The organism is Rhizobium deserti, from assembly GCF_004358025.1.
In the GTDB taxonomy this organism is placed as follows: domain Bacteria; phylum Pseudomonadota; class Alphaproteobacteria; order Rhizobiales; family Rhizobiaceae; genus Neorhizobium; species Neorhizobium deserti.
Window position 1 is genome coordinate 1,321,306 of the sequence record NZ_SMTL01000001.1, and the last position, 20,631, is coordinate 1,341,936.

Genomic DNA, 20,631 nt, shown 5'->3' on the forward strand with positions numbered 1-20,631 from the left:
AACTATAGTCCTTTGCATGCGGAAAATCCGCATGTATCGATACAACCTGCGCAATAACACTGCATGCGTCTTTCTCATGTGGGCTTCGGCTTCGCCCTGCTTCTCGTTTTGTGGCAGGCCGGCATATGGTTGTTCGTGCCGCCCCGTTACATCCTCCCTGCTCCGCTGGCGGTGGCATCTGCTTTTCTGCGCCAGCCTGGCTTCTTTACCGGCAACACGTTCATTACCCTCGCGGAGATCGTCGTGGGGCTAGCCGGCGGATCGGCCCTTGGTGTCCTGACTGCGTTTTGCGTGGCAGCTTGGCCGCGTTTAGGACGGCTTGTTTGGCCGATGGTGCTGGTTCTTCAGGCGTTTCCAGTTTTCGTGCTGGCTCCCATACTGGTTATCTGGCTCGGATTCGGACTTGCCTCGAAAGTGGCGATGACGACGATCATCATCTTCTTCCCTGTCGCCTCCTCCTTCGGGGATGGACTGAGCCGTATCGAGCAGGACATTCTCGATGCTGTATCTCTGGAGGGTGCCAGCCATTGGCAGATTTTGACCCGCATTCGCGTGCCGCTGGCAATGCCGAGCATGGTCTCTGGTTTGCGCGTCGCAGCTCCGCTTGCCCCGCTTGGCGCCGTCGTTGGTGAGTGGGTCGGAGCGTCGGGCGGGCTGGGCTTCGTCATGGTACAAGCCAATGCTCGCATGCAGACCGATACAGTTTTTGCCGCCATGCTGGTGCTTGCCGTCATGACCGTTCTTATCCGGTTTCTCGTCGACCGCCTGACGTCAGGCCTCACCCCCTGGGCGAGCGAAACCAATTCCGAATTTTCATCCTCATCAAGGAGTTTCGCCCGATGAACCGTTTCCTTGTTGCAGTCTTTGCAACGCTCGGCTGCCTCATGGCGCCCGCTTCCTGCCAGGCGACCGACAAGCTTTCGGTGCTGCTTGAGTGGTTCGTCAATCCCGATCACGCCCCGATGGTCATTGCCAAGCAGCAAGGCCTTTTTGTCGCGGCGAACCTCGATGTTGAGTTGATCCCGCCATCCGATCCATCTGCCGTGCCTCGTCTGGTCTCGGCTGGCCAGGCGGATGTCGGAATCCACTATCAGCCCAATCTATTCTTGGACCATGAGGCAGGCCTTCCGCTCGTCCGTTTCGGTACGCTGGTTGAAACGCCGCTCAATACAGTGACCGTTCTTGCTGAAGGCCCCATTAGGAGCCTCAGGGACCTGAAGGGCAAGAAGGTCGGTTACTCGGTCACCGGGTTTGAAGACGCCATGCTGAAGAAGATGCTGGCTTCCGCTGGCCTGTCGAACGACGATGTCGAACTAGTCAATGTCAACTTTTCGCTGTCGCCCTCGCTGATCGGTGGCAAGGTGGACGCGACTGTGGGCGGCTTCCGAAATTTTGAGCTCACGCAGATGAAGCTGGAGAACTATCCGGGCCGAGCCTTCTTTCCCGAAGAACATGGCGTTCCAGCCTATGACGAACTCATCTATGTCACCCGACGGGAACTGGCCGCCGACCCCCGCCTGCAACGATTCTTGGGCGCGGTTGAACAAGCCACGATCTTCATGACCAATCATCCACAGCAAGCTTGGGAACTTTTCATATCTGCCTATCCCGCTCTCAACGACGAGCTGAACAAGACGGCCTTTTTCGACACGATACCGCGTTTTACCAAACGCCCGGCGGCACTTGATAGCGGGCGGTACACACGCTTCGGGGCCTTTATGAAGGAAAGCGGGCTGATCAAGTCGGCCCCCGCGGTCGACGATATCGCAGTAGAAATCCGGTGAAACCGGATCGAACGAGACCAGCGTCGAGGTCGTGGCACAGGCGTGACTTGGCGGAGAAGGTCGATCGAGTGCCTCTTCGCGGTGCGGACGTCAATACGACGGCACTCGAGATATTGGCAACGCACGTCCATCGGCGGTGGACGCGTTGACGCCGAGATCTGCAGCGGCACAATGGCTTCGATCGGTTGAAGCGGTCATCGGTGCAGTCGCAGCCGCGATCCTGCTGGCTTTGTTGGCTTTGGTCATAGCCGATGTGTACTTGCGCTATCTTTTTCGATCTGGGCTCATTGGGACAGAGGATTTAGCCATCTGGCTGCATGTGGCCATGATTTCCATTGGCGCTCCCCTCAGCCTCGGCAGCGCACTTGCCATGCGACTTGACGTGTTTGTGAAGCTGTTGCCCGAGCGGCTTTTGCCGGCAACGCTAGCGCTTGGGGATGTCTTCAGTGTGCTCACGGCTCTGATCCTGCTGTTTGGCGGTAGAGAAATTATGAGCATGCTCGGCGGGGTCTCGCCGACCCTGGGCGCCCCCGAATGGGTCCGCTTCGGCTTTCTAGGAGCGGGTGGTGGCCTCGTCCTGCTCGTTTTGTTCCTCCAGCGTATAAGCGAGGGCCGCCTCGCCGGGTTGGTCGCTTCAAGCATCGCCGGTGCGGCCCTCTACATAAGCGTGCCGGAAACTAGCATCGAGACAGTCTTTCCACCGAGCCTTTTCCTAGCGCTCACGGCCGCGGTTGGTGTGGTGCTGGCAGCGCCGCTGGCACATTCTTTCATAGCCGCCGCATATGTGGCAATTGCCTTCGGCAGCAGCCTGCCAGAACCAGCGATTGTATCAACGACGGTGTCCGGCATGTCGAAGTTCCTGCTGCTCGCCGTTCCGTTTTTCCTTCTCGTCGGCGGACTGTTGACCGCTTCCGGTGGCGCAGACCGGCTTGTGCAGTTTGCTGCATCCATGGTCGGGCATCGCCGCGCGGGACTGGCGCAGACGACTCTGCTCACCAGCGTGTTGTTTTCCGGTACGTCCGGTTCGTCCGTCGCCAACGCAGCATTCGGCGCCTCGACCTTTCAGCCGGAGCTCGTCAAACGCGGTTACCCGCCAGCACAAGCCGGCGCGATCATCGCAGCGACTTCCATCCTGGACAATGTCATCCCGCCTTCTATTGCATTTCTGATCCTTGCTGCTGCGACCAATCTTTCAGTCGGCTCGCTGTTGGTCGGCGGTTTCCTTGCTGGAGCACTTATGGCGGTCTGCCTGTCGATCGCCATTCAGCTGACGGTCTGCCAAAAGGTGACGCAGGGCCGCGCCACCCGAAAGGAGCGCCTCCAGGCCGCGATTTCCGCCATCCCAGCTTTTGGTCTTGGCCTCATCGTCATCGCTGGCATCCGCTTCGGCATTGTCACGACGACGGAGGCCGCAGCGCTGGCCGCGCTCTATACCGTCGGTCTGGCGATCTGGTCTGGGCTCGGCTTCACGGCAACCTATTTCGCCTTCCAGCAGGCAGCCTCCGAAGCGGCTGCCATAGGGCTCCTAATCGGCGCCGCCAGCCCCTTTGCCTTCCTGCTGGCGGTAGACGGCGTGTCGGTGCTTGTCACCCAGGTTGTCACACTGTTTGGGGGCAGCGCGATTGCTGTATTGATTCTCTCGAACGTCATCCTGCTTATTGTTGGCCTTGTGCTTGATATTGGTGCGGCAATCTTGCTTTTGGGACCCATTCTTTTGCCGGCAGCCGTGACGGCTGGGATCGATCCAATTCACTTTGGCGTCATCCTCGTGGTCAATCTCATGATCCACGGCCTCACGCCACCGCTCGGCGTGCTGATTTTTGTGGTCAGCGGTGTAACGAAGATCCCAGCCACGCTGCTGTTTCGGGCCGTCATCCCTTATCTCGTCTCTTTATTGCTGTCCCTGGCGATCATGTGCGCCTTGGCGGTAATCGTCTAACTCCTGGTCAGGATTCATTTCATGGAGAACTTCAATCGACGCAGCTTCTTGAAGACAGCCGCCGGCACCGGACTGGCGCACGCGGCGCCCGCCTTCATCCGCCCTGCATCGGCACGCACCACCATCACGGTTGCTTCCCTGTTTGGAGCGGACAAACCGGAGACTAAGGTTTGGCTGAAAATTGCCGAGCTGGTTGATGCCAAGTTTCCGGGTCGATTCAAGTTCAACATCGTCAAGAATGGTTCCCTCGGCGGCGAGAAGGAAGTTGCGGAAGGCGCACGTCTCGGCTCGATCCAGGCCAGCCTTTCGACGGTTTCGTCGCTTTCGGGCTGGGTACCTGAACTGGAGATCCTCGACTTGCCGTTCTTGTTTCGCGATGCGGCGCATGTTCACAGAACCCTGGATGGGCCGATAGGCGAAGACCTGAAGCAGAAGCTCGCAGCCCAGCGGTTTGTGATCGGCGACTTCATCAACTACGGTGCCCGCCATCTGCTCACCAAGGAGCCGGTTACACGTCCTGAACAGTTGATCGGCAAGAAGATGCGGACAATCCAGAGCCCGCTGCATGCCAAGCTTTGGAGCGCCTACGGCAGCACCCCGGTCGGCATACCGATTACGGAAACCTATAACGCCCTCTCCACTGGCGTTGCCGACGCGATGGACCTGACGAAATCCGCCTATGCCGGCTTCAAGCTTTACGAGGTAGTACCTTATCTGACGGAAACCCAACATATATGGGCCTCCGGGGTGATTTTCTTCGCATCCGCATTCTGGGCACATTTGGACACTGAACAACAGACGGTGTTCAAACAAGCTTCTCGTGAGGGTGCAGCTTACTTCAACGAGTTAATCGTCGAGGACGAGGCGAAGTCAGTTGAGCAGTCGATCGGGAACGGTGGCGAGGTGCTGAAGCCTGAAGCCTTCGATGCGTGGCAAAAGGGCGCCCAACTTGTCTGGGAGGATTTCGCCCCCGTTGTTGGCGGAATGAGCCGTATCAATGATGTGCAGCGAATATGACTGGCAGAGTGGGTCGGAAGCGGGAAGCGATAGGGACACATCAAGCAGGATCCACAGTGCTCGCCGTTAGTGATGCGAAGGTCCAAGCAACAACCCGATAACACACCGGCCGACCGCCAAAAGAACATGACTGATAAGCGTACCGTTTAGACGGTCCTTCTTGAGCCTGCTTCAACCAATCCTGACAACTTTGAACTCGTGGCCGCGAGAGCGTTCCTCTGGGCGTTGATCAAGCATGCAAGCTTGAGGAAGAGTAACTGCGGAGGGCGCGCAGGCCACATAACGCGGCCGCGATGTCTGCTTTCGTCTGCGCCCCGTTGCGGCTTCTATGACTGAGACGGGAGCGTAAAGCCGAAGACCTCCGTACTGTCCCGTTGCTGCCAGTCCACCTTATGTCAACAATGGCTACAGCATGTCCGCCACCCGTGCACGGTTCTGATTGCCCCACTCGCAGAGCGGGACCAGCGCCTGAACGAGCGTTCCACCGAATGGTGTCAGCGTATAATCGACCACGGGAGGCACCTGTTGGTGATCATGGCGTACAAGAACGTTCATTGCGACCAACTCCCGTAGCTGCTGGATCAACACTTTTTCGCTGATGCCTCCGACGCGCCTTCTGATCTCGGAAAATCGCGTGGGACCATCCTGGAGATGGTAAAGGATCAATGGCTTCCACTTACCGCCGATGATCGACAACGAAACGTCCAGGCCACATTGGGTCATCAGTCTGTCCTGAGAAAGATGGCGCTTACCTTTTGGTATGTTCTACCCATGGAGTGGGTGGGTGTCTACATGCTTCCTGTCCGTCGGTCGGCAGAGGTCGGAATAGTCGGAAGTTCAGATAAGGAGCTGTCAATGAGAAGTAACATTGAGACGATCAAAGAGTTATACGCCGCAGCAGAGGGAGACCGACTGGATGTCGGCAAATTCGTCTCCTTCTTCTCCGAAGATGCCTATGTGCGGGATATCCCGACTGACATGGAGTTTCGTGGCAAGGATATCGCAATGGTCGCGGGCGGCATGGCTCAGGCCTTTCCAGACATTCATCGGGAGCTCTTCGACATCTACGCCATGGAAGATGTCATCGTGGTCGAACTCGCCATTCGAGGCACCCACAGAGGACCATTCGTGACGCCGATGGGCACAGTCAGTCCGACCGGTAGGACCATCGATGTTCCTTGCTGCGATGTCTTTCATATGCGGGAGGGAAAGGTCGTCTCCTTTCATTGCTACAACGCGGCGTCCATCCTGCAGCGCCAACTGGGTCTTGCCGATAGCGCAACGGCTGCTTGATACGGCGACAAATCCTGAGCGGGTGACGTTCCCAGCCGCTTCCACTTTATCCAGCAGGGCTGGTCCTGGCGCGGCCGCGTCTCTCATGTCATGAACTCCGACCGATTGTCAGGGACGCGTGTCTGCGATGCGAAAGACAAGATTGACGAGCCTGCCAGCCCCATATCTGAAGCGCCTCTGGGTGCGGGAGGATGCGAGCCTGAGCGAGCAGTATCCATTCAACCTGCCTTGGATGGACCGGGATTTCGTCCTCGATTTCTCGACACCGGTAACGATTATCGTGGGGGAGAACGGCACCGGGAAATCAACGTTGATTGAGGCTGTGGCAGCCTTGTGAGGATTTGACGAGGCCGGGGGCGGCAAGGGCTATATGCCGGTCGATCATTCCCGTGCGGTGGACCGCAGCGGCGCTCTTCTCGCCAGCGTGTTGCGCGCAGCATGGTTGCCGAAGGTCACGGCAGGCTGGTTTTTTCGCGCCGAATCCTTCTTTTCGGTCGCACGTTTTCTCGATGAAGCCGCTCGAGACGCCAATGCCGCACCGCCGGATTTCTTGTCATGGAGCCATGGCGAAGGCTTCGTCCGCTTTTTTCAAGAACGAATGTCGAGACAGGGGATCTATCTCCTGGACGAACCGGAAAGCGCGCTTTCCCCAAAGCGCCAACTGGAACTGCTTCGCCTTCTTCATGCCATTCAGGGATCGGCGAATGCTCAGATCATCATGGCCACGTATTCGCCTATCCTAATGGCCCTTCCTGGGGCTCGGCTGCTGGAGATCACCCCTGCCGGCCTTGCGGGAGTAGAGTTGCGCGATACGCGGCATTTCAAGCTGTATCAAGACTTCACCGTCGATCCAGATGACTTCGTGGACCGTGCGCTGCGGGAGCAAAGCGATAATCTGCTAATGGAATGATCGCAGCGTCGAACATCCGCTGCGAGATGTCAGAGTATCTTGAATGCTAAGTGCCTATCGTGCGGCCCAGTTGGCGCCTCGACGAAAGATGGCGTTCATTTCCGGCACGTCAAATTCCTTGGCCACGTGGCCAAGCGCGGAATAGAAAACGCGGCCCTTGCCGTATTTACGCTTCCAAACCACGGGCATTACGACGCCGTCTATCCAGTAGGCATGCTCTCCGGTGAAGGTGGTGGTTGCGAGTACTTCGTTCGACGGATCGACATGCATGTAGTACTGCTCGGACGTGTAGGGAAAATCGGCAATCCCTTCCATCAGCGGATCGTCCGGCTTCGTGATGTTGACCGTATAGTCGATGATATTACCCGGATGGGCCACCCACTGGCCGCCGATGATAAACTGGTAATCCACTGACTCCCGAAATGCATCGCCGGCGCCGCCGTGGTAACCTGCGATGCCGACGCCGCCCTCGATGGCAGCGGCAAGGTTCTTCACTTCTTCCTTCTCTATCTTCGACATGGTCATGATCGGCACGATGAGGCTCAGGTCGTGGATGGAGGGATCAGCGAAGGCCTCGGTGGAATGCTCCACGTAGACCTTGAACCCGTCACCTTCGAGCATGTGCTTGATGACCTCGGCGCATTCCTGCGGTTCGTGGCCGCTCCAACCACCCCATACGATCAGTGCTTCCCGCATTTTATCCTCCTTCGGAATTACTTGGCTAAACGTCCATCAACAAGCGAGTCGGCCAAAGGCGCCGGTCGCCCAACGGTTGTGGTGATCTTAATGGTGCGACCCTCTTCGGACGCCGTGTGAAAGGCTTCCATGACCTCGAGTACATGCAAGGCCAGCTCTCCACTCGCCCGGTGGGGGCGATCAGAACGGATCGCATGGGCCATATCTGCAACCCCGATCGACCGGAAATTGCCGTCGGAGTAAGGCGACGTCAGCGACTGCTCTTCGAACTGTCCGCCCTTCTTCAGATATTCTACCTGACCGCCGAAACGGTTCGGGTCCGGCACGATCAGCGTGCCTTCGGTTCCGTAGACTTCGAGCGGCACATGCTTGTGGCCGGCCACGTCGAAGCTCATGCCGATCTGCACGACGGCGCCGTTATCGAAGGCCATGACGCCCGCGACATGGGTGGGCACATGCACCGGGATATGCTCTCCATTGCGCGGTTCGCTGGTAATGATGCGCTCGGCTCTTGGTGTGATGGCAAATCCGGCCACCTGCGAGACAGGGCCAAGCAGGTTCACAAGATCGGTGATGTAGTAAGGTCCCATGTCGAGCATGGGCCCACCGCCCACTTCGTAGTAGAAGGCCGGGTTCGGGTGCCAGCGCTCGTGGCCGGGGCACATGAAGGTGGCGGTGCCACCAACGGGCTGGCCTATAAGCCCCTTGTCAATCAGCGTGCGCGCAGTCTGGTGGCCGCCGCCCAGGAAGGTATCGGGTGCTGCACCAATGCGTAGCTTTCTTGCCCGCGCGACTTCTGCAAGCTTCTTGCCTTCGGCGAAATTGATGCCGAGCGGCTTTTCCGAATAGGTATTCTTGCCGGCATCCAGGGCCTGCAGGGCAACGGCAACATGCGCTTTAGGGATTGTGAGATTGACGATGATTTCGATCTTGGGGTCGGCCAGCAGTTCATCTATGGACTTGGCCCGCAAGCCGAATTCCGTCGCTCTCGCTTCTGCGAGCTCGATGTTGAGGTCCCCCAGTCCACGAATATCGAGGATTGGAAAATCGCTTGTCATCGCCTTCAGATAGGCGCCCGAAATATTGCCGCATCCGATGATGCCGATGCCGACCTTTTCCATCATTCTCCTCCCGATGGTATTTGTCTTGATGTCTCAGAGCGCAGGCCCTGTTGTATTCCATGGTGACTCGTAGAGTTCATAAAGCGCTACGGCCGCCGCACCCCGAGCCCATAAATCGTCGTTAGAGTCGTCGAAAACGATTTCGCTGACGTCCTGTAGCGAAGGTGGTATGGCCAGCGCGTAAGCTTTGCGAAGGCTTGTGAGGAAAGGCTCGCCGAGCGCAAGCGAGGAACCCACCACGATGACTCTCGGCGGTGCAAACAGGGTAACGATATTGGCTATGGTGAAGCCGATCGTCTCGCCGGCTCTTATCGCCGCACCGATCAGTGGACTGTCATCGGCCTCGATCAGCGCCTGTGCATGGGCCATGCCGCGGCCAAGCCGAACGGCTTCAGCAAAACGCCCATCCGCCTGTTCGGATCCGAGAATTGCATTTTCGCCAGCTTGGCTTGCGAGCCGCATAACGCCATCCTTGCTCATCCCAAGCACCAGGTCACCGAGATTGTGGCTAAGGCCCCCGGCGCCGCGGAAAAGGCGGTTGTTGTGCAGGACACCGAGCCCAAGTGTTTGTTCGAGCGATACCAGCACCATGTCCTCCAGATCGCGGGCTTGGCCGAACCAGTGATGGGCAAGGGTAATAGCGGTCGCATCGCTTTCGACAATCGTCGTGGTCTTTAAGCGGGCAGACATTTCGGCGGCAAAATCGACATTGGCGTCCCGAAGGATCGGGCTTGAGCGAATGTGTCCGCTGCGATGTTCGATCACGCCGGGCAAACCTAGGCAGATGCTGTGTATTTCGCTCAGCGCCAAGCCTGCATCCAGCACACAGCGCCGAACCCCATCCTCGACGATATCGGCAATGACACTGATCGGTTGGCGGTCAATGCGGATCGGCAGGGTGAGAGCGGCCAGCACACTGCCGCAGAAATCAGTGACTACGAAGACCATGCGGTTGGCAGCAATTTTCGCGCCAACAACACGGGCGGCGGCTGGATTAAGCTCCAGCATCACCCGCGGCCGTCCACGAACGCTTTCACTGCGAATGTCGCCCTCGTGGCGCGTCAGGATAAGCCCGTCGTCCAGAAGAGAGCCGGTAATCGCCGATACGGTGGTCGGGGAAAGCTCAGTACGCTCAGTGATCTCCACCCGCGAAATCGGACCATGGCGCCGGATGCTGTCCAAAACGCTGAAACGGTTCATTGCGCGCATGAGTTCTGGGTCGGCAGTCTTCATTTCCACCTGCGGTATCTTCGACGTCGAAGCCCGATTTAATTTGCGACGCGTATTAATAAGAGCTTCTTTAAGACATTTTCAACTGGATCCGCAATGATAAAGATAACAGTTCAGTGGTCTCGGTCACACATTCTGAGCCGTTTGGCGGATCAGCCTTGACAGGATACGCAGTCATGCGAGATATTTAATCCGGATACTGAATTAAAGCTTTGGGAGGAGCGTAATTAATGTCCAGCACGACGAACAAGAAAAATTTGCTTGCAGCGAGTGCCCTCGGCCTTGCCAGCGTGCTGATGATGGCAGGCACAGCCTCGGCTGACAACATCATCCGCTGGATGCATGTCGAGCAGGTGCCGTCGACAATCGCCTTGTGGAATAAGATAGCCAAGGATTTCGAGGCGAAGCACCCTGGCGTCAAGATTGAACTGCAGTTCCTGGAAAACCAGGCTTTCAAGGCAAAGCTGCCGACGCTGCTGCAGTCGCAAGATGCGCCCGGCATGTTCTACACCTGGGGCGGCGGCGTTCTTCAGGCGCAATCGGTCACCGGTGCTCTGCGGCCTCTCGATGCCACCATGGATGCGAATGAGGGCGAGTGGCGTAAGTCGACCAACCCGTCGGCGATCGAAGGGCTGACCTTCGACGGCAAGCTATGGGCGGCACCTTCCAAGAGTGGCCTTATTTCCTTCTATTACAACAAGGACCTTTTCAAGAAAGCCAATATCGATGCCAACAAGATTGCCACTTGGGATGAGTTCTTGAGCGCCGTAAAGACGCTAAAGCAGGCGGGTATCACGCCGATCGCCGGTGGCGGTCGCGACAAGTGGCCTCTGCATTTTTATTGGAGCTATCTTGCCATGCGCGAGGCGGGCCAAAAAGGATTCGCAGACGCAAAGTCGGGAAATAATGAAGGTTTCGCAGGCGAAGCTTTCGTTAAGGCAGGACAGCATCTGGCCGAACTCGGCAAGCTTGAGCCCTTCCAGAACGGCTATCTCGGCGCCACTTGGAATGATGCGCTTGCTGCTTTCGGCGACGGGCGTGCAGCGCTTATTCTGAGTTTCGAGAATACTCCGGCTACCCAGGCCACAAACTCTACGACCCGCAAGGGTCTGGCTGACGACAATATCGGACGCTTCGCTTTCCCAGTAGTGAAAGGTGCGCCCGGCGTGGTTACGGACAGCCTGGGCGGTCTCAATGGCTGGGCGGTGACAAAGAATGCTCCGCCGGAAACTGAGGAATTTCTTCGCTACATGGGAAGCCTCGACGTCCAAAAGGCGCTCGCCAAGGAAACACAGATTATGCCGGTGACCAGGGGAGCCAGTGAGGCAGTGGCCAGGCCGCTGCTGAGAGAGGTTGCCGACGCGCTTGCAAAGGAAACCTGGCACCAGAATTTTCTCGATCAGGATCTCGGCCCCAATGTGGGTGCCATCGTCAACGATGTCAGCGTCGAGATCGTTTCAGGCGGTGTGGAGCCTGCCGATGCCGCGCAGCAGATAGAGGATGCCTACTCCCTCGAGCGCAAATAAACCTCATGGTGCTCCCCGTGCCTGAGCTTCGGCTTGGGGAGCGCCACTCGTTTTAGCGCCCGCTGCAGCTTGGGTGCTTCTGAGGGGCCTGAAATTCGATGAGCAATGTGCTGATGTCCACCAATGCCGCGTCCTCCGCCATGCCGCTCGCGCTTCCCAAACGTGGCCGACGTTCGCTCGCCCACAGTAAATGGCCGGTTTTGATCCTTTTCCTGCCACCGGCGCTTCTTCTGTTCACCGTGCTTGTCATCCTGCCGATGGGCGAAGCCGCCTGGTATTCCTTCTACAACTGGAACGGCTATGGCAGCCCGACGCAGTGGATCGGTCTGCGCAACTACCAGCTCATTTTCCGAAATGCCGCCTTCACGCAGGCGCTGATCAATAATGGTTTGATCGTGCTGGCCTCCATCTGCATCCAGATCCCCCTGGCTCTCTGGTTGGCCACGATGATCTCGAGCCGGATCAAGGGCGCGCTTGTCTTTCGGCTCATTTTCTTCCTGCCTTATGTTCTGGCGGATGTCGCGGCCGGCATGATCTGGCGCTTCGTTTACGATGGAGATTTCGGGCTTGTCGGCGGCATTGCCAGCTTCTTTGCGGCGGACCCGCCGTTCTGGCTCGCCGACCGGGACGTCGCCATGTATGCCATCCTTGGCGTCGTGGTCTGGAAATATTTCGGATTTCACATGATGCTGTTCATTGCCGGACTGCAGGCAATCGACAAGAGCGTGCTCGAAGCAGCCGATATTGACGGTGCCACAGGCTTCCAAAAATTCCGGCTGGTAACGCTGCCTCTGCTTGGCTCGACAGTACGGCTTTCCGTCTTCTTCGGCGTCGTCGGTTCTCTGCAGCTCTTCGACATGATCATGCCGCTTACCGGCGGCGGACCTTCGAACTCGACGCAGACCATGGTAACCTTCCTTTACAACTTCGGCGTGACCCGCATGCAGATCGGCTTCGGCAGCGCCGTCGGCGTCGTGCTTTTTGTGCTCTGCGTGACCCTCGCCTTCAGCTACAAGCGGATATTCATGCGCCATGACTGAACTTTCTGCCGCACAGCCGATCGATGCCGCCAGCGCTCCCACCTCTGGTCAGCGCGTCCGCACCAGCATGCAGCTCTATATGTACGTGTCGCTGATCTTGGTGGCAGCGATCGTCATCATCCCTTTAGCCAGTACCGCGCTCGGCGGCTTCAAGACCCTCGGCGACCTTCGTGGCAACCCGTTCGGGCTTCCGACAGAGTGGCAGTGGTCGAACTATACCGACATAATTTTCAGCAAGCGCTACTGGCTGCAAATGAGCAATTCACTGATCATAGCGCTGTTGACGGTGTTTCTGACGCTTGCCTTTGGAGCCATGGCCGCCTTCTGCTTTGCCCATATCCGATTCTTCGGCTCGAGCTATCTGTTGAACTATTTCCTGATCGGGTTGATGTTTCCAGCGGCCACTGCGATCCTGCCGCTCTATATCCGCATCCGTGATCTCGGACTTATCGATACCTATTGGGGCGTGGTGCTTCCGCAGGTGGCGTTTGGCATGGGCATGAGCATCATGCTGTTCCGCAATTACTTCCGAAATCTGCCTTCCGAGCTTTTCGATGCAGCCTTTGTGGACGGCTGCGGCTATATGCGCTTCTTCTGGCACGTTACCCTGCCGCTCTCGCGGCCGATCATTGCGACGGTTGGCATTATCTCCTTTGTCAGCAGCTGGAACAACTACATCGTTCCGCTGATCATGCTGAATTCTGAAAGCCGCTACCCATGGCCCCTCGGCATCATGATCTACCGGGGTGAGTTCAGCACGGAATGGCAGCTGGTGCTCGCCTTCATCACCCTCACCATCCTGCCCACCATCATCGCCTTTTTCCTGGCCCAGAAGCATATCATTGCAGGCCTGACGGCCGGCGCAGTGAAATCCTGAGCCCGACCCGGAGTATCCCCAATGGCATCCGTCGAACTGAAACAAGTCCGCAAGTTCTATGGCGCACTTGAAGTCATCCATGGCGTGTCTCTGTCGATCGAGGACGGCGAGTTCGTTGCGCTCGTCGGTCCCTCCGGCTGCGGCAAATCCACTCTGCTGCGCATGATCGCCGGACTTGAAGAGATCAGTGGCGGCGACATCATTATCGGCAACACGGTCGTCAACGATCTGACGCCACGCGAGCGCAACATCGCCATGGTCTTCCAGTCCTATGCGCTTTACCCGCATATGACGGTCGCGGAAAACATGGGCTTCAACCTGAGGCTTGCGGGCACGCCCAAGCCGGTGATCGCCGAACGCGTCAACGAGGCTGCGCGCATGCTGGACCTGCTGCCGCTACTTGACCGCAAACCTGCGCATCTGTCCGGCGGGCAAAGGCAGCGCGTGGCCATGGGGCGCGCAATCGTGCGAAATCCCGCTGTGTTTCTATTTGATGAGCCATTGTCCAACCTCGATGCCAAGCTTCGAGTGCAGATGCGCTCTGAGATCAAGCAATTGCATCAGAAGGTCGGAACGACTTCCGTCTATGTCACCCATGACCAAATCGAGGCAATGACCCTGGCTGACAGGATTGTGGTGTTGAACCAGGGCCGCGTTGAGCAGGAAGGCACGCCGATGGAGCTTTACCGCAAGCCGGCCAACCTATTCGTTGCTGCCTTCATCGGTTCACCTGCGATGAACCTCCTCGACGGCATGGTTGATGGCGAGGATGGATATGCGGCAGCCCGGCTTGGCGACGGTACGGCGATCCGGATCGCACCTAATCGCCAGGTCAAGCGTGGCCAAGCGATTAAAATCGGCTTGCGGCCTGAACACTTAAGCCCCGGTAGGGGCGGCACGACGCTTGCTGGTCAAACGCTCTTGGTGGAGCCGACCGGCGCACAGACGCATGTCGTCTTCGATCTTGCAGGGCAGTCTGTAACGGCAATTGTCGACGGCGAATATCCGGCTCGCTATGGTGTCCAGTTTGAGGCATCTATTCCGCCTGAACAGGTGTATGTTTTTGACCGGGAAAGCGGAATGTCTCTTTAGCGAGTTGCAATGAGATATGGAGAAACGGCTGTTAAAGAGTTGGGATGAACCTGCCGCACCTCCTGGCCGCAGCCACTTTCTCTGCAGCTTCAGGGCCAGGCTTCTGGAACCCGTCCGGCTCCGACAATAGGGGCATAACTTGTCAGGGGCCGTTGACCGATAACCGTCGCCACGCGCAGCCTTTGTGCGTCAAGCCTCCGACATGGGTGCGCCTGCTAGAAGATGTAACTCGCGAGGGCAGCGGCTCTCGCGACCCTCGATCCTGGACACCAAATACTTGAGGACCCTGGACAGAGACGCATCATCGACGGGTTTGGCCAAGACGCCTATAGCAACGTCAGTGTTCGGTGGAACCGCTTCCGGATTGGCGGTCACGATCACGACAGCAGTCCCATGTTTGGAGAAGTCTCGAGCGATGTCTAATCCGCTCGCACCGTCAAGCAAATTTAGGTCTATCAGCGCGATATCCGCCTCACCCAGATAGTCGAGCGCGTGACTACGGCTCGCAGCAGCACCTATGACTTCATAGCCGAGGTCAGCGATGGCCTGTTCGGCCGCCGCGGCTATGAGGAAATGATCCTCGATGACGAGAACCTTGTAGGGCATGCGCGATTGCTTCTTCATCATCGGAGAACGCAGAGCTGATTTCTTCTGTTCCATCCGTCAAGCCGCAGGCCCCACAACAGCTAAACATTTAGCTCTTGTCCGCCCTGCACCTCTTCCATGCGACCATTCAGAGCATCCACCATCGCCAGCAGGAACTGCTTACGCCTCGGCTTGCCAGTCGCATTGGCCGCTATCTTCAGGGGGTTCTGTATCCTTTGGATGAAGCCCGCGTGGTCAAAGGTGTCTGCAGCCAGGTTCACTTCCACCTCTTCCATGAAATGGGCCAGAAGAGGCTCGAGTGCCAAGTTCGGATCCTTCTGGAAGTGGTTAGCCAATTGCTGAGCAAGCTTTCCCATCTGCAGGTACGGGCCACATTCACTACTCATCCGGATCTCCTCTGCTCGGATATCCCTCATCTGGCATTTCATGTTTCCGGTCACCAGCCCCTTGTTGCAAATTTTCATGCTCCACGACACCAGCGGCTGCCTCTAGACGGGTGCGCAACGATTTGAAAGTGTTGCCAACCTTGGCTGTTTGCCGAATAAGCATGCTACGGCAGCTGAAGAGGATCCGCATCTTTGTTAGAAATGGCAAGATCATCTCCATAATACGGCGATAGCACGTACCTCGGCTGGTTGATGAGGACGAGCAGAGTGCAGAAAAAGGCGCCACCTGATCGTCTTATCGTCATGTTCACCGGCTCTGTATCGTCGTGTTCAAGAACGCAAATTTTCCGTGACTGCTCAAGGCAGCCGATGTCCTGTGCTTGCGGAAATTCCAACACCTCCTGTGGGGCGAACGCTTCGGAGAAGACGCCTTTAACGCTTGTCGGCCCGCGCTCTATCGAACTTCACGAGCTTGTAAACCGTGGTCAAGTTCTCTTCCCCTGCTTGCTGTAGAGGGATGCTGATCCTCGAAATTCGTGTTCCGTAGAAATCTGATTGATCACCGAAGCGATCTTGGCAGCCCCGCGTCCGGAGGGTTCAATCGCGTTGGCGTAATCATCAGGCTCATCGAATATCACGCGCAGATCGACGACAGGCAGCTTTCGAGATGAGGCTTCACGTAAGATACTGTCGTTGAAGACAACCAGAGCGAGGTTGGCGGCCCGCCGCTGTGCCGGATCTGGTAGCTGCACGTCATATATGGTGCAAAGTATTGTTGGGATGCCCAATTCCGCGACCTTATCGAGCATCTGGGCGTATGCGGACAGAAAGTCATCGCGCACATCTGCAACCGTTGAAAGGGCTTCAGCTATCGAGCGCGCAGGTCTGGCAAGAACATCGATATTCCTGAGGGCGTCATTTCCACCGACGCTGACAGCGAGATGGGTCACATCGTCAGGCAGCGCCGACAGTTGCTTAGGCACGTCCGCGACGACAGCACCGTCGCGCGCTACGAGAATGGCGTCACCTTTGCCGCCAAGCTCATGCTTCAGGTGGGTTATGACCTCACCGCCGGCGGCAACATAGGCTCCGTTGTCGAAGATTGAATCACCGATTAAAGCGACTTTAATCATCCTCTCTCCTTTATACGCCTGCACTGGGCGCACTCCATTGAGCAAAGTTGTCGCGGAAAAACCCAGAAGAAGAGACCGCCTGTTCAGCAGGATCGGGTTACAAGGTTCGCGGAAACCGCTTTCGGACAAGCTCATGGACAGCATCCTTATGGAGCGTGGGCTTTGTACGCTCGCTCATCGGCCGTCAGCCTTACGGGCAGGGAATGGCGGCCCGCCCGCCCGCGGATGGCATCCCGTTGGGGTGGGTCTGGTCGGTCTCCCTCTAACAGGATAGCGGCTTCGAGTGCCGCACGAACGAAGGCCTCTCTTGCAAGCTCAGAGGAATACTGGCAGCTCACAGCGGCTTCGCAATTGGTGACAGCGCTTCGGTAGTGCCTTCCTCGTGCCGAGGGCCAGCAATTGGCAAGTTTTTCAAGCGCCTGCGCGGGACTTGCGATTGTCTCCAGCCTCCATCTCGCAACCTTCACCCGAACGGGTGTCTTCCAATGTGGCTCAATACGACTTGGAGTTTTTCGAAAATGCATCCTATCCCTGTCTCCTTAGACAAAGGAAACAGGCTCCTGCCGGTGGCGTTCCCGCTCGGTACGATTGCAGACGAAGGTCACAGCATATTTGTGGCTGATGATGCTTCAAGGATGAGATGTCCGATTGCAGGGATCGGCATAGTCGATTAGCAAGTCTGTCCTACTCAGCATCACCATGAGACCAGGAGCATTTTCGAACATCTGACGGTAGCATTCCCGCTCGTAGATGACGCTTCACTCCCAGCGCCCGTCCAGCGATAAAGCCCCAGTGAATTCCATATTTCGCTCCAGTCACAGGTAGCGGCTGGCCCAGCGCTTCGTGCTTGGCCCCAGGATCGGGAGGAACTCTTCATTGTAGATGGCAATAAGATCCGCGCCCCAGAAAAGACACTGAGGAAATTTCGACGCCACTATGGCATCAACATGATCCTCAAAGCACTATCCCACATCTCGATTGGCCCGAGGCTGATTGTCTCCCATGGGAATTCCTGATCCTGTCGGCCATCACGCCGCTCGACAAGGGAAGGGGATGCTAGCCATGGCCGCTCGGCTGCAAAGGGTTCATGTGTGGATACGGGCTAGCAAACTGAAGTGGCAAGATACAGATCGCAAGCCCCTAGCCCAAACGGAAATCTGCTTAAGAGGATCGCAAGGTTGTCGAATCGGCTGGCAGCCTTCCTGGCTCTGCTGCTGCACCAGGGCGGTTGATCGGACAGGGTCTTCCGATTACCAGGACACGCATTCGGGTTAAGGCGCCTTTGCCGCCCCGTTGAACGGCACGACATTGTTTAGATCCGCAGCTTGCCTTGCCTGGACGAACCCATCGATAAGGGCCTCGATTGTGAATGGCTTGGCAACGACCGGACGCCCTAAATCCGCCCCCTGCTCCATCTTGTCGCTGTAGCCAGTCATCAATACGACCGGCAGCTTAGGCTTCATGTCGTCTAATCTGCTTGCCAGATCGATCCCCGACATTCCCGGCATCATGATGTCGCTGAGAACCATCTCGACATCCGGCGAATGCTGCAGACGGTTCAAAGCCTCATCCCCACTCGAAGCAACCAGGATGTTTGAGATATGCGGCTCTAGCAACATCCGAACGGATTCCAACGACTCCGGCGTGTCATCAACGATCAGGATGGAACGCGGAAACTGCTGAGCCGACCTGTCCTGAATTTGTTGCTGACGCTCCTCCTTTGACCGAGGAAGGAACAGGGTAAACGCACTGCCGCGACCCACGAGGCTCGCTACCCGAACCGAGCCACCGCTCCCTTTCGCGAAGCTGTGAACCTGCGTCAGTCCGAGACCGGATCGGCCGTCCTTGCCGGTGAAAAACGGTTCGAAGACGCGTCTTAGATCGTCTTGTGCAATGCCTTTGCCCGTATCTGCGACAGCCAGCGCCACGACTTCGCCCGACAGTCCCGGCTCTTCAAGACCAGCTTCTTTGACATTGCGTGCTGAGATCCGGATCTCACCACCATTGGGCATCGCGTCCTTGGCATTGGTCACCAGATTGATCAGTGCGATCTCAAGTCCTGCCGGGTCTGCATGAACGGACCATATGTCCGCAGGTATCTCCAGAGTGACGACGAGGCTGTCGTTGGCGGCCTGTCGAAGGAGAGGAACAATTTCCGGTAGCTTTAGGTCTAGGTCTATCCGCTCAGCTCCCTGATTCGACCGTCGCGAGAACGAAAGCAGACGCTGAGTGACTGCCTTTCCCCTCGCTATTCCGTCGGTCATATGAGCGAGCATCTTGCTGACCCTCTGCTCATCGTCCCGTCGCCGCTTGATGCCTTCGACACCCGACTGGAAAACCATCAGGAGATTGTTGAACTCATGTGCTGCCTGGCCAGTGAGCTTTCCCAAGGCATCCATTCGCTGCCAATTCGCGATGGACTCAAGTTCCCGGTTCCTCGCCCGAACCTCCCGCAGAAATAGGTAGACGGCTGACGCGGCCAGAAGCAGCGTGAGACAGCTTGCGCCAATGAACAGCAGCGACGCCTTCCGGGAAAGAGCTTGATATTCCGCAAGCGGAAGCCCCACTCTGACGCGCCAGGGGACGTCCTTGAGTGATGCTTGGGCAACCCGCAGTTCGGACCCGTCTTTCATTTCACCGCGCCCGAAGTCGCTCCCGTTAAAATTGGCAAACATAGCGGCTTCACCGCCAGCCAGGTTCGGATTGCCTGTTGAAGCAACCAGCCGATCCTGGCCATCGACCACCCAGGCGGACCAGGTGGATGGAAGACCATTTGCATGAAGAAGATTGGTTAGGATCGCAGGGCGAATGACGACAGATAGGACGGCGCGTAATTTATCCTTCCTCTCAATGGGCACCCTCACCGCGAAGGCAGCCCTTCCTTTTGGCCCCAACATCACGTTCCCGACGGTTGGATGACCCGTTTTCACGACGTGGTTGTGGCTTGCTGTGTCAGTGACCTGCTGGCCCTTATCGTCACCACTGGGCATCGAAATAACGATCACCCCTTCAGCGTTTGTTACCCGAACCTGCTCCCACTCGGGCACTCGATCCCGCAAGCGCCGTACGATCTCGCTGAAGGCCGGTACTGATATGGGTGGATCGAGCCGGGGGGATTCCGCAATGATGGTCAGAAGCTTGATCTGCGATTCCAGTTCACGCTGCAAAGCGTTTGCAAGGAGCTGCGCCTTGCTTTGGACCTCGCTGTCCAGGAAATGCTGCCTTTCTTGTATGAAGTAGCGCCCCATGACTCCCACCAGTGCGACGACTGGAATCAAGGCTACGAGGAGAAGAAGAAGGGCCGGACGCGCTTTATTCAAATGACACCTGCAAGATCAGATACGCCAAGATAGCATGCCTTCTCGTTCATGTGACGCAAAGGCGACGAAGATCAAGAAGACTTTTTCAACAACATGGTTCTGCCGGTGAACGTTATTTACCTACCAGCCAATCCGCTGCCGCTGAAGGTTCGCTGCCTCCTCGACTGGATCGCCCCGCGCCTACGTGCGCAGATGGCTTCCTAATGTCTGTACCAGCCGTCCTTTGACGGCTAGCAAAGCTCGTCCGCTCTTAGTTGTCATGGTTGAGGATAAGCCGGTGCCGGAGGCGGATGCCTAACATTTTCTTTGCTTTCGCGCCGACGATGTTATTTTGACAACGTGTTCCCGTCCACGCAGCCCGATGATCTGCCGCTATAACCAACAAGGAGGCGTGGAGCAGTTCCTTTCGCCTGGGCAGAAAGCATTCGTGGCTTGGCTGCGGTCGGCGGATTACACGCAGGCCCTAACGCAAAAAGCTCCTCGAGCGTTATGCAGAGGAGCTTGGAATGAAGAAGCTGGACTTGTCGAATTTACAAGTTTTGTTGGTTGCGGGGGCAGGATTTGAACCTGCGGCCTTCAGGTTATGAGCCTGACGAGCTACCGGGCTGCTCCACCCCGCGTTATTGATGTAACTGCGACGCAGTTTAGTTGTTTGGTGCAC

18 protein-coding genes, 1 tRNA gene and 2 pseudogenes are annotated in these 20,631 nt (G+C 57.2%); 11 read left to right on the forward strand and 10 right to left on the reverse strand.

What is annotated here, in order from left to right:
• Nucleotides 1-63: 63 nt before the first annotated feature.
• The 4 genes from E2F50_RS06285 (at nucleotide 64) to E2F50_RS06300 (ending at nucleotide 4,740) form a co-directional block, all read left to right on the forward strand.
• Nucleotides 64-843 (forward strand): ABC transporter permease, encoded by a 780-nt coding sequence (locus E2F50_RS06285; RefSeq protein ID WP_133315153.1) that lies wholly within the window; start codon nucleotides 64-66, stop codon nucleotides 841-843.
• Nucleotides 840-1,784, forward strand: a complete 945-nt coding sequence (locus tag E2F50_RS06290; RefSeq protein WP_161974012.1) for an ABC transporter substrate-binding protein — start codon at nucleotides 840-842, stop codon at nucleotides 1,782-1,784. Before E2F50_RS06285 ends, E2F50_RS06290 begins: the two co-directional genes overlap by 4 nt.
• 136 nt (nucleotides 1,785-1,920) lie before the next feature.
• The gene (locus E2F50_RS06295; protein WP_245515305.1) at nucleotides 1,921-3,723 is read left to right on the forward strand and encodes a TRAP transporter large permease; all 1,803 of its coding nucleotides are present in this window, start codon (nucleotides 1,921-1,923) and stop codon (nucleotides 3,721-3,723) included.
• A gap of 21 nt (nucleotides 3,724-3,744) precedes the next feature.
• Nucleotides 3,745-4,740, forward strand: coding sequence for a TRAP transporter substrate-binding protein (locus E2F50_RS06300; RefSeq protein WP_133315155.1), 996 nt, complete (start codon nucleotides 3,745-3,747; stop codon nucleotides 4,738-4,740).
• Between the two features lie 405 nt (nucleotides 4,741-5,145).
• Here E2F50_RS06300 and E2F50_RS06305 read toward each other — a convergent pair whose 3' ends face one another.
• Nucleotides 5,146-5,463, reverse strand: coding sequence for a winged helix-turn-helix transcriptional regulator (locus E2F50_RS06305; RefSeq protein WP_133315156.1), 318 nt, complete (start codon nucleotides 5,461-5,463; stop codon nucleotides 5,146-5,148).
• Nucleotides 5,464-5,595: 132 nt separating this feature from the next.
• Here E2F50_RS06305 and E2F50_RS06310 point away from each other — a divergent pair, with 132 nt between their 5' ends.
• Both E2F50_RS06310 and E2F50_RS06315 read left to right on the forward strand, forming a co-directional pair.
• The gene (locus E2F50_RS06310; protein ID WP_133315157.1) at nucleotides 5,596-6,033 is read left to right on the forward strand and encodes an ester cyclase; all 438 of its coding nucleotides are present in this window, start codon (nucleotides 5,596-5,598) and stop codon (nucleotides 6,031-6,033) included.
• A gap of 127 nt (nucleotides 6,034-6,160) precedes the next feature.
• Nucleotides 6,161-6,943, forward strand: a pseudogene (locus E2F50_RS06315) (AAA family ATPase).
• Nucleotides 6,944-6,997: 54 nt separating this feature from the next.
• Here the strand turns inward: E2F50_RS06315 and E2F50_RS06320 are convergent.
• Genes E2F50_RS06320 through E2F50_RS06330 form a run of 3 tightly spaced genes read right to left on the reverse strand, consistent with a single transcriptional unit; the run spans nucleotide 6,998 to nucleotide 9,993 of the window.
• Entirely contained in the window at nucleotides 6,998-7,639 is a 642-nt protein-coding gene (locus E2F50_RS06320) for a ThuA domain-containing protein (RefSeq protein ID WP_133315158.1), read from the reverse strand.
• Nucleotides 7,640-7,656: 17 nt separating this feature from the next.
• Nucleotides 7,657-8,760: a Gfo/Idh/MocA family protein gene (locus tag E2F50_RS06325; RefSeq protein ID WP_133315159.1), complete on the reverse strand. Its 1,104-nt coding sequence runs from the start codon at nucleotides 8,758-8,760 to the stop codon at nucleotides 7,657-7,659.
• A 33-nt stretch (nucleotides 8,761-8,793) separates the two neighbouring features.
• Nucleotides 8,794-9,993 carry an ROK family transcriptional regulator gene (locus E2F50_RS06330; protein ID WP_133315160.1) on the reverse strand — a complete coding sequence of 400 codons (1,200 nt, stop codon included), beginning with the start codon at nucleotides 9,991-9,993 and terminating at the stop codon, nucleotides 8,794-8,796.
• Nucleotides 9,994-10,220: 227 nt separating this feature from the next.
• Between E2F50_RS06330 and E2F50_RS06335 the strand changes: the two genes are divergently transcribed.
• The 4 genes from E2F50_RS06335 to E2F50_RS06350 all read left to right on the forward strand — a co-directional run bounded on the left by E2F50_RS06335 (nucleotide 10,221) and on the right by E2F50_RS06350 (nucleotide 14,525).
• Nucleotides 10,221-11,516, forward strand: a complete 1,296-nt coding sequence (locus E2F50_RS06335) for an extracellular solute-binding protein (protein ID WP_133315161.1) — start codon at nucleotides 10,221-10,223, stop codon at nucleotides 11,514-11,516.
• A 140-nt stretch (nucleotides 11,517-11,656) separates the two neighbouring features.
• Nucleotides 11,657-12,556 (forward strand): carbohydrate ABC transporter permease, encoded by a 900-nt coding sequence (locus E2F50_RS06340; protein WP_425375367.1) that lies wholly within the window; start codon nucleotides 11,657-11,659, stop codon nucleotides 12,554-12,556.
• A 67-nt stretch (nucleotides 12,557-12,623) separates the two neighbouring features.
• Nucleotides 12,624-13,433: a carbohydrate ABC transporter permease gene (locus E2F50_RS06345; protein ID WP_133315268.1), complete on the forward strand. Its 810-nt coding sequence runs from the start codon at nucleotides 12,624-12,626 to the stop codon at nucleotides 13,431-13,433.
• Nucleotides 13,434-13,454: 21 nt separating this feature from the next.
• Nucleotides 13,455-14,525 (forward strand): ABC transporter ATP-binding protein, encoded by a 1,071-nt coding sequence (locus E2F50_RS06350; protein ID WP_133315163.1) that lies wholly within the window; start codon nucleotides 13,455-13,457, stop codon nucleotides 14,523-14,525.
• A 189-nt stretch (nucleotides 14,526-14,714) separates the two neighbouring features.
• Here E2F50_RS06350 and E2F50_RS06355 read toward each other — a convergent pair whose 3' ends face one another.
• The 5 genes from E2F50_RS06355 to E2F50_RS06375 all read right to left on the reverse strand — a co-directional run bounded on the left by E2F50_RS06355 (nucleotide 14,715) and on the right by E2F50_RS06375 (nucleotide 19,898).
• Nucleotides 14,715-15,185 carry a response regulator gene (locus E2F50_RS06355; protein ID WP_133315164.1) on the reverse strand — a complete coding sequence of 157 codons (471 nt, stop codon included), beginning with the start codon at nucleotides 15,183-15,185 and terminating at the stop codon, nucleotides 14,715-14,717.
• 26 nt (nucleotides 15,186-15,211) lie between these two features.
• Nucleotides 15,212-15,595: a hypothetical protein gene (locus tag E2F50_RS06360; protein WP_342635708.1), complete on the reverse strand. Its 384-nt coding sequence runs from the start codon at nucleotides 15,593-15,595 to the stop codon at nucleotides 15,212-15,214.
• A gap of 407 nt (nucleotides 15,596-16,002) precedes the next feature.
• Nucleotides 16,003-16,785 carry an SGNH/GDSL hydrolase family protein gene (locus E2F50_RS06365; protein WP_245515306.1) on the reverse strand — a complete coding sequence of 261 codons (783 nt, stop codon included), beginning with the start codon at nucleotides 16,783-16,785 and terminating at the stop codon, nucleotides 16,003-16,005.
• 11 nt (nucleotides 16,786-16,796) lie between these two features.
• The gene (locus E2F50_RS23645) at nucleotides 16,797-17,174 is read right to left on the reverse strand and encodes a DUF982 domain-containing protein (protein ID WP_133315165.1); all 378 of its coding nucleotides are present in this window, start codon (nucleotides 17,172-17,174) and stop codon (nucleotides 16,797-16,799) included.
• Between the two features lie 747 nt (nucleotides 17,175-17,921).
• Nucleotides 17,922-19,898, reverse strand: a complete 1,977-nt coding sequence (locus E2F50_RS06375; protein WP_133315166.1) for a hybrid sensor histidine kinase/response regulator — start codon at nucleotides 19,896-19,898, stop codon at nucleotides 17,922-17,924.
• A gap of 171 nt (nucleotides 19,899-20,069) precedes the next feature.
• Between E2F50_RS06375 and E2F50_RS23355 the strand changes: the two are divergent.
• Nucleotides 20,070-20,174 (forward strand): annotated as a pseudogene (locus E2F50_RS23355) (LysR family transcriptional regulator); the annotation flags it as partial.
• Nucleotides 20,175-20,513: 339 nt separating this feature from the next.
• On the opposite strand, the gene E2F50_RS06385 reads toward E2F50_RS23355, so the two are convergent.
• Nucleotides 20,514-20,590 (reverse strand) — tRNA-Met (locus E2F50_RS06385).
• Nucleotides 20,591-20,631 lie beyond the last annotated feature (41 nt).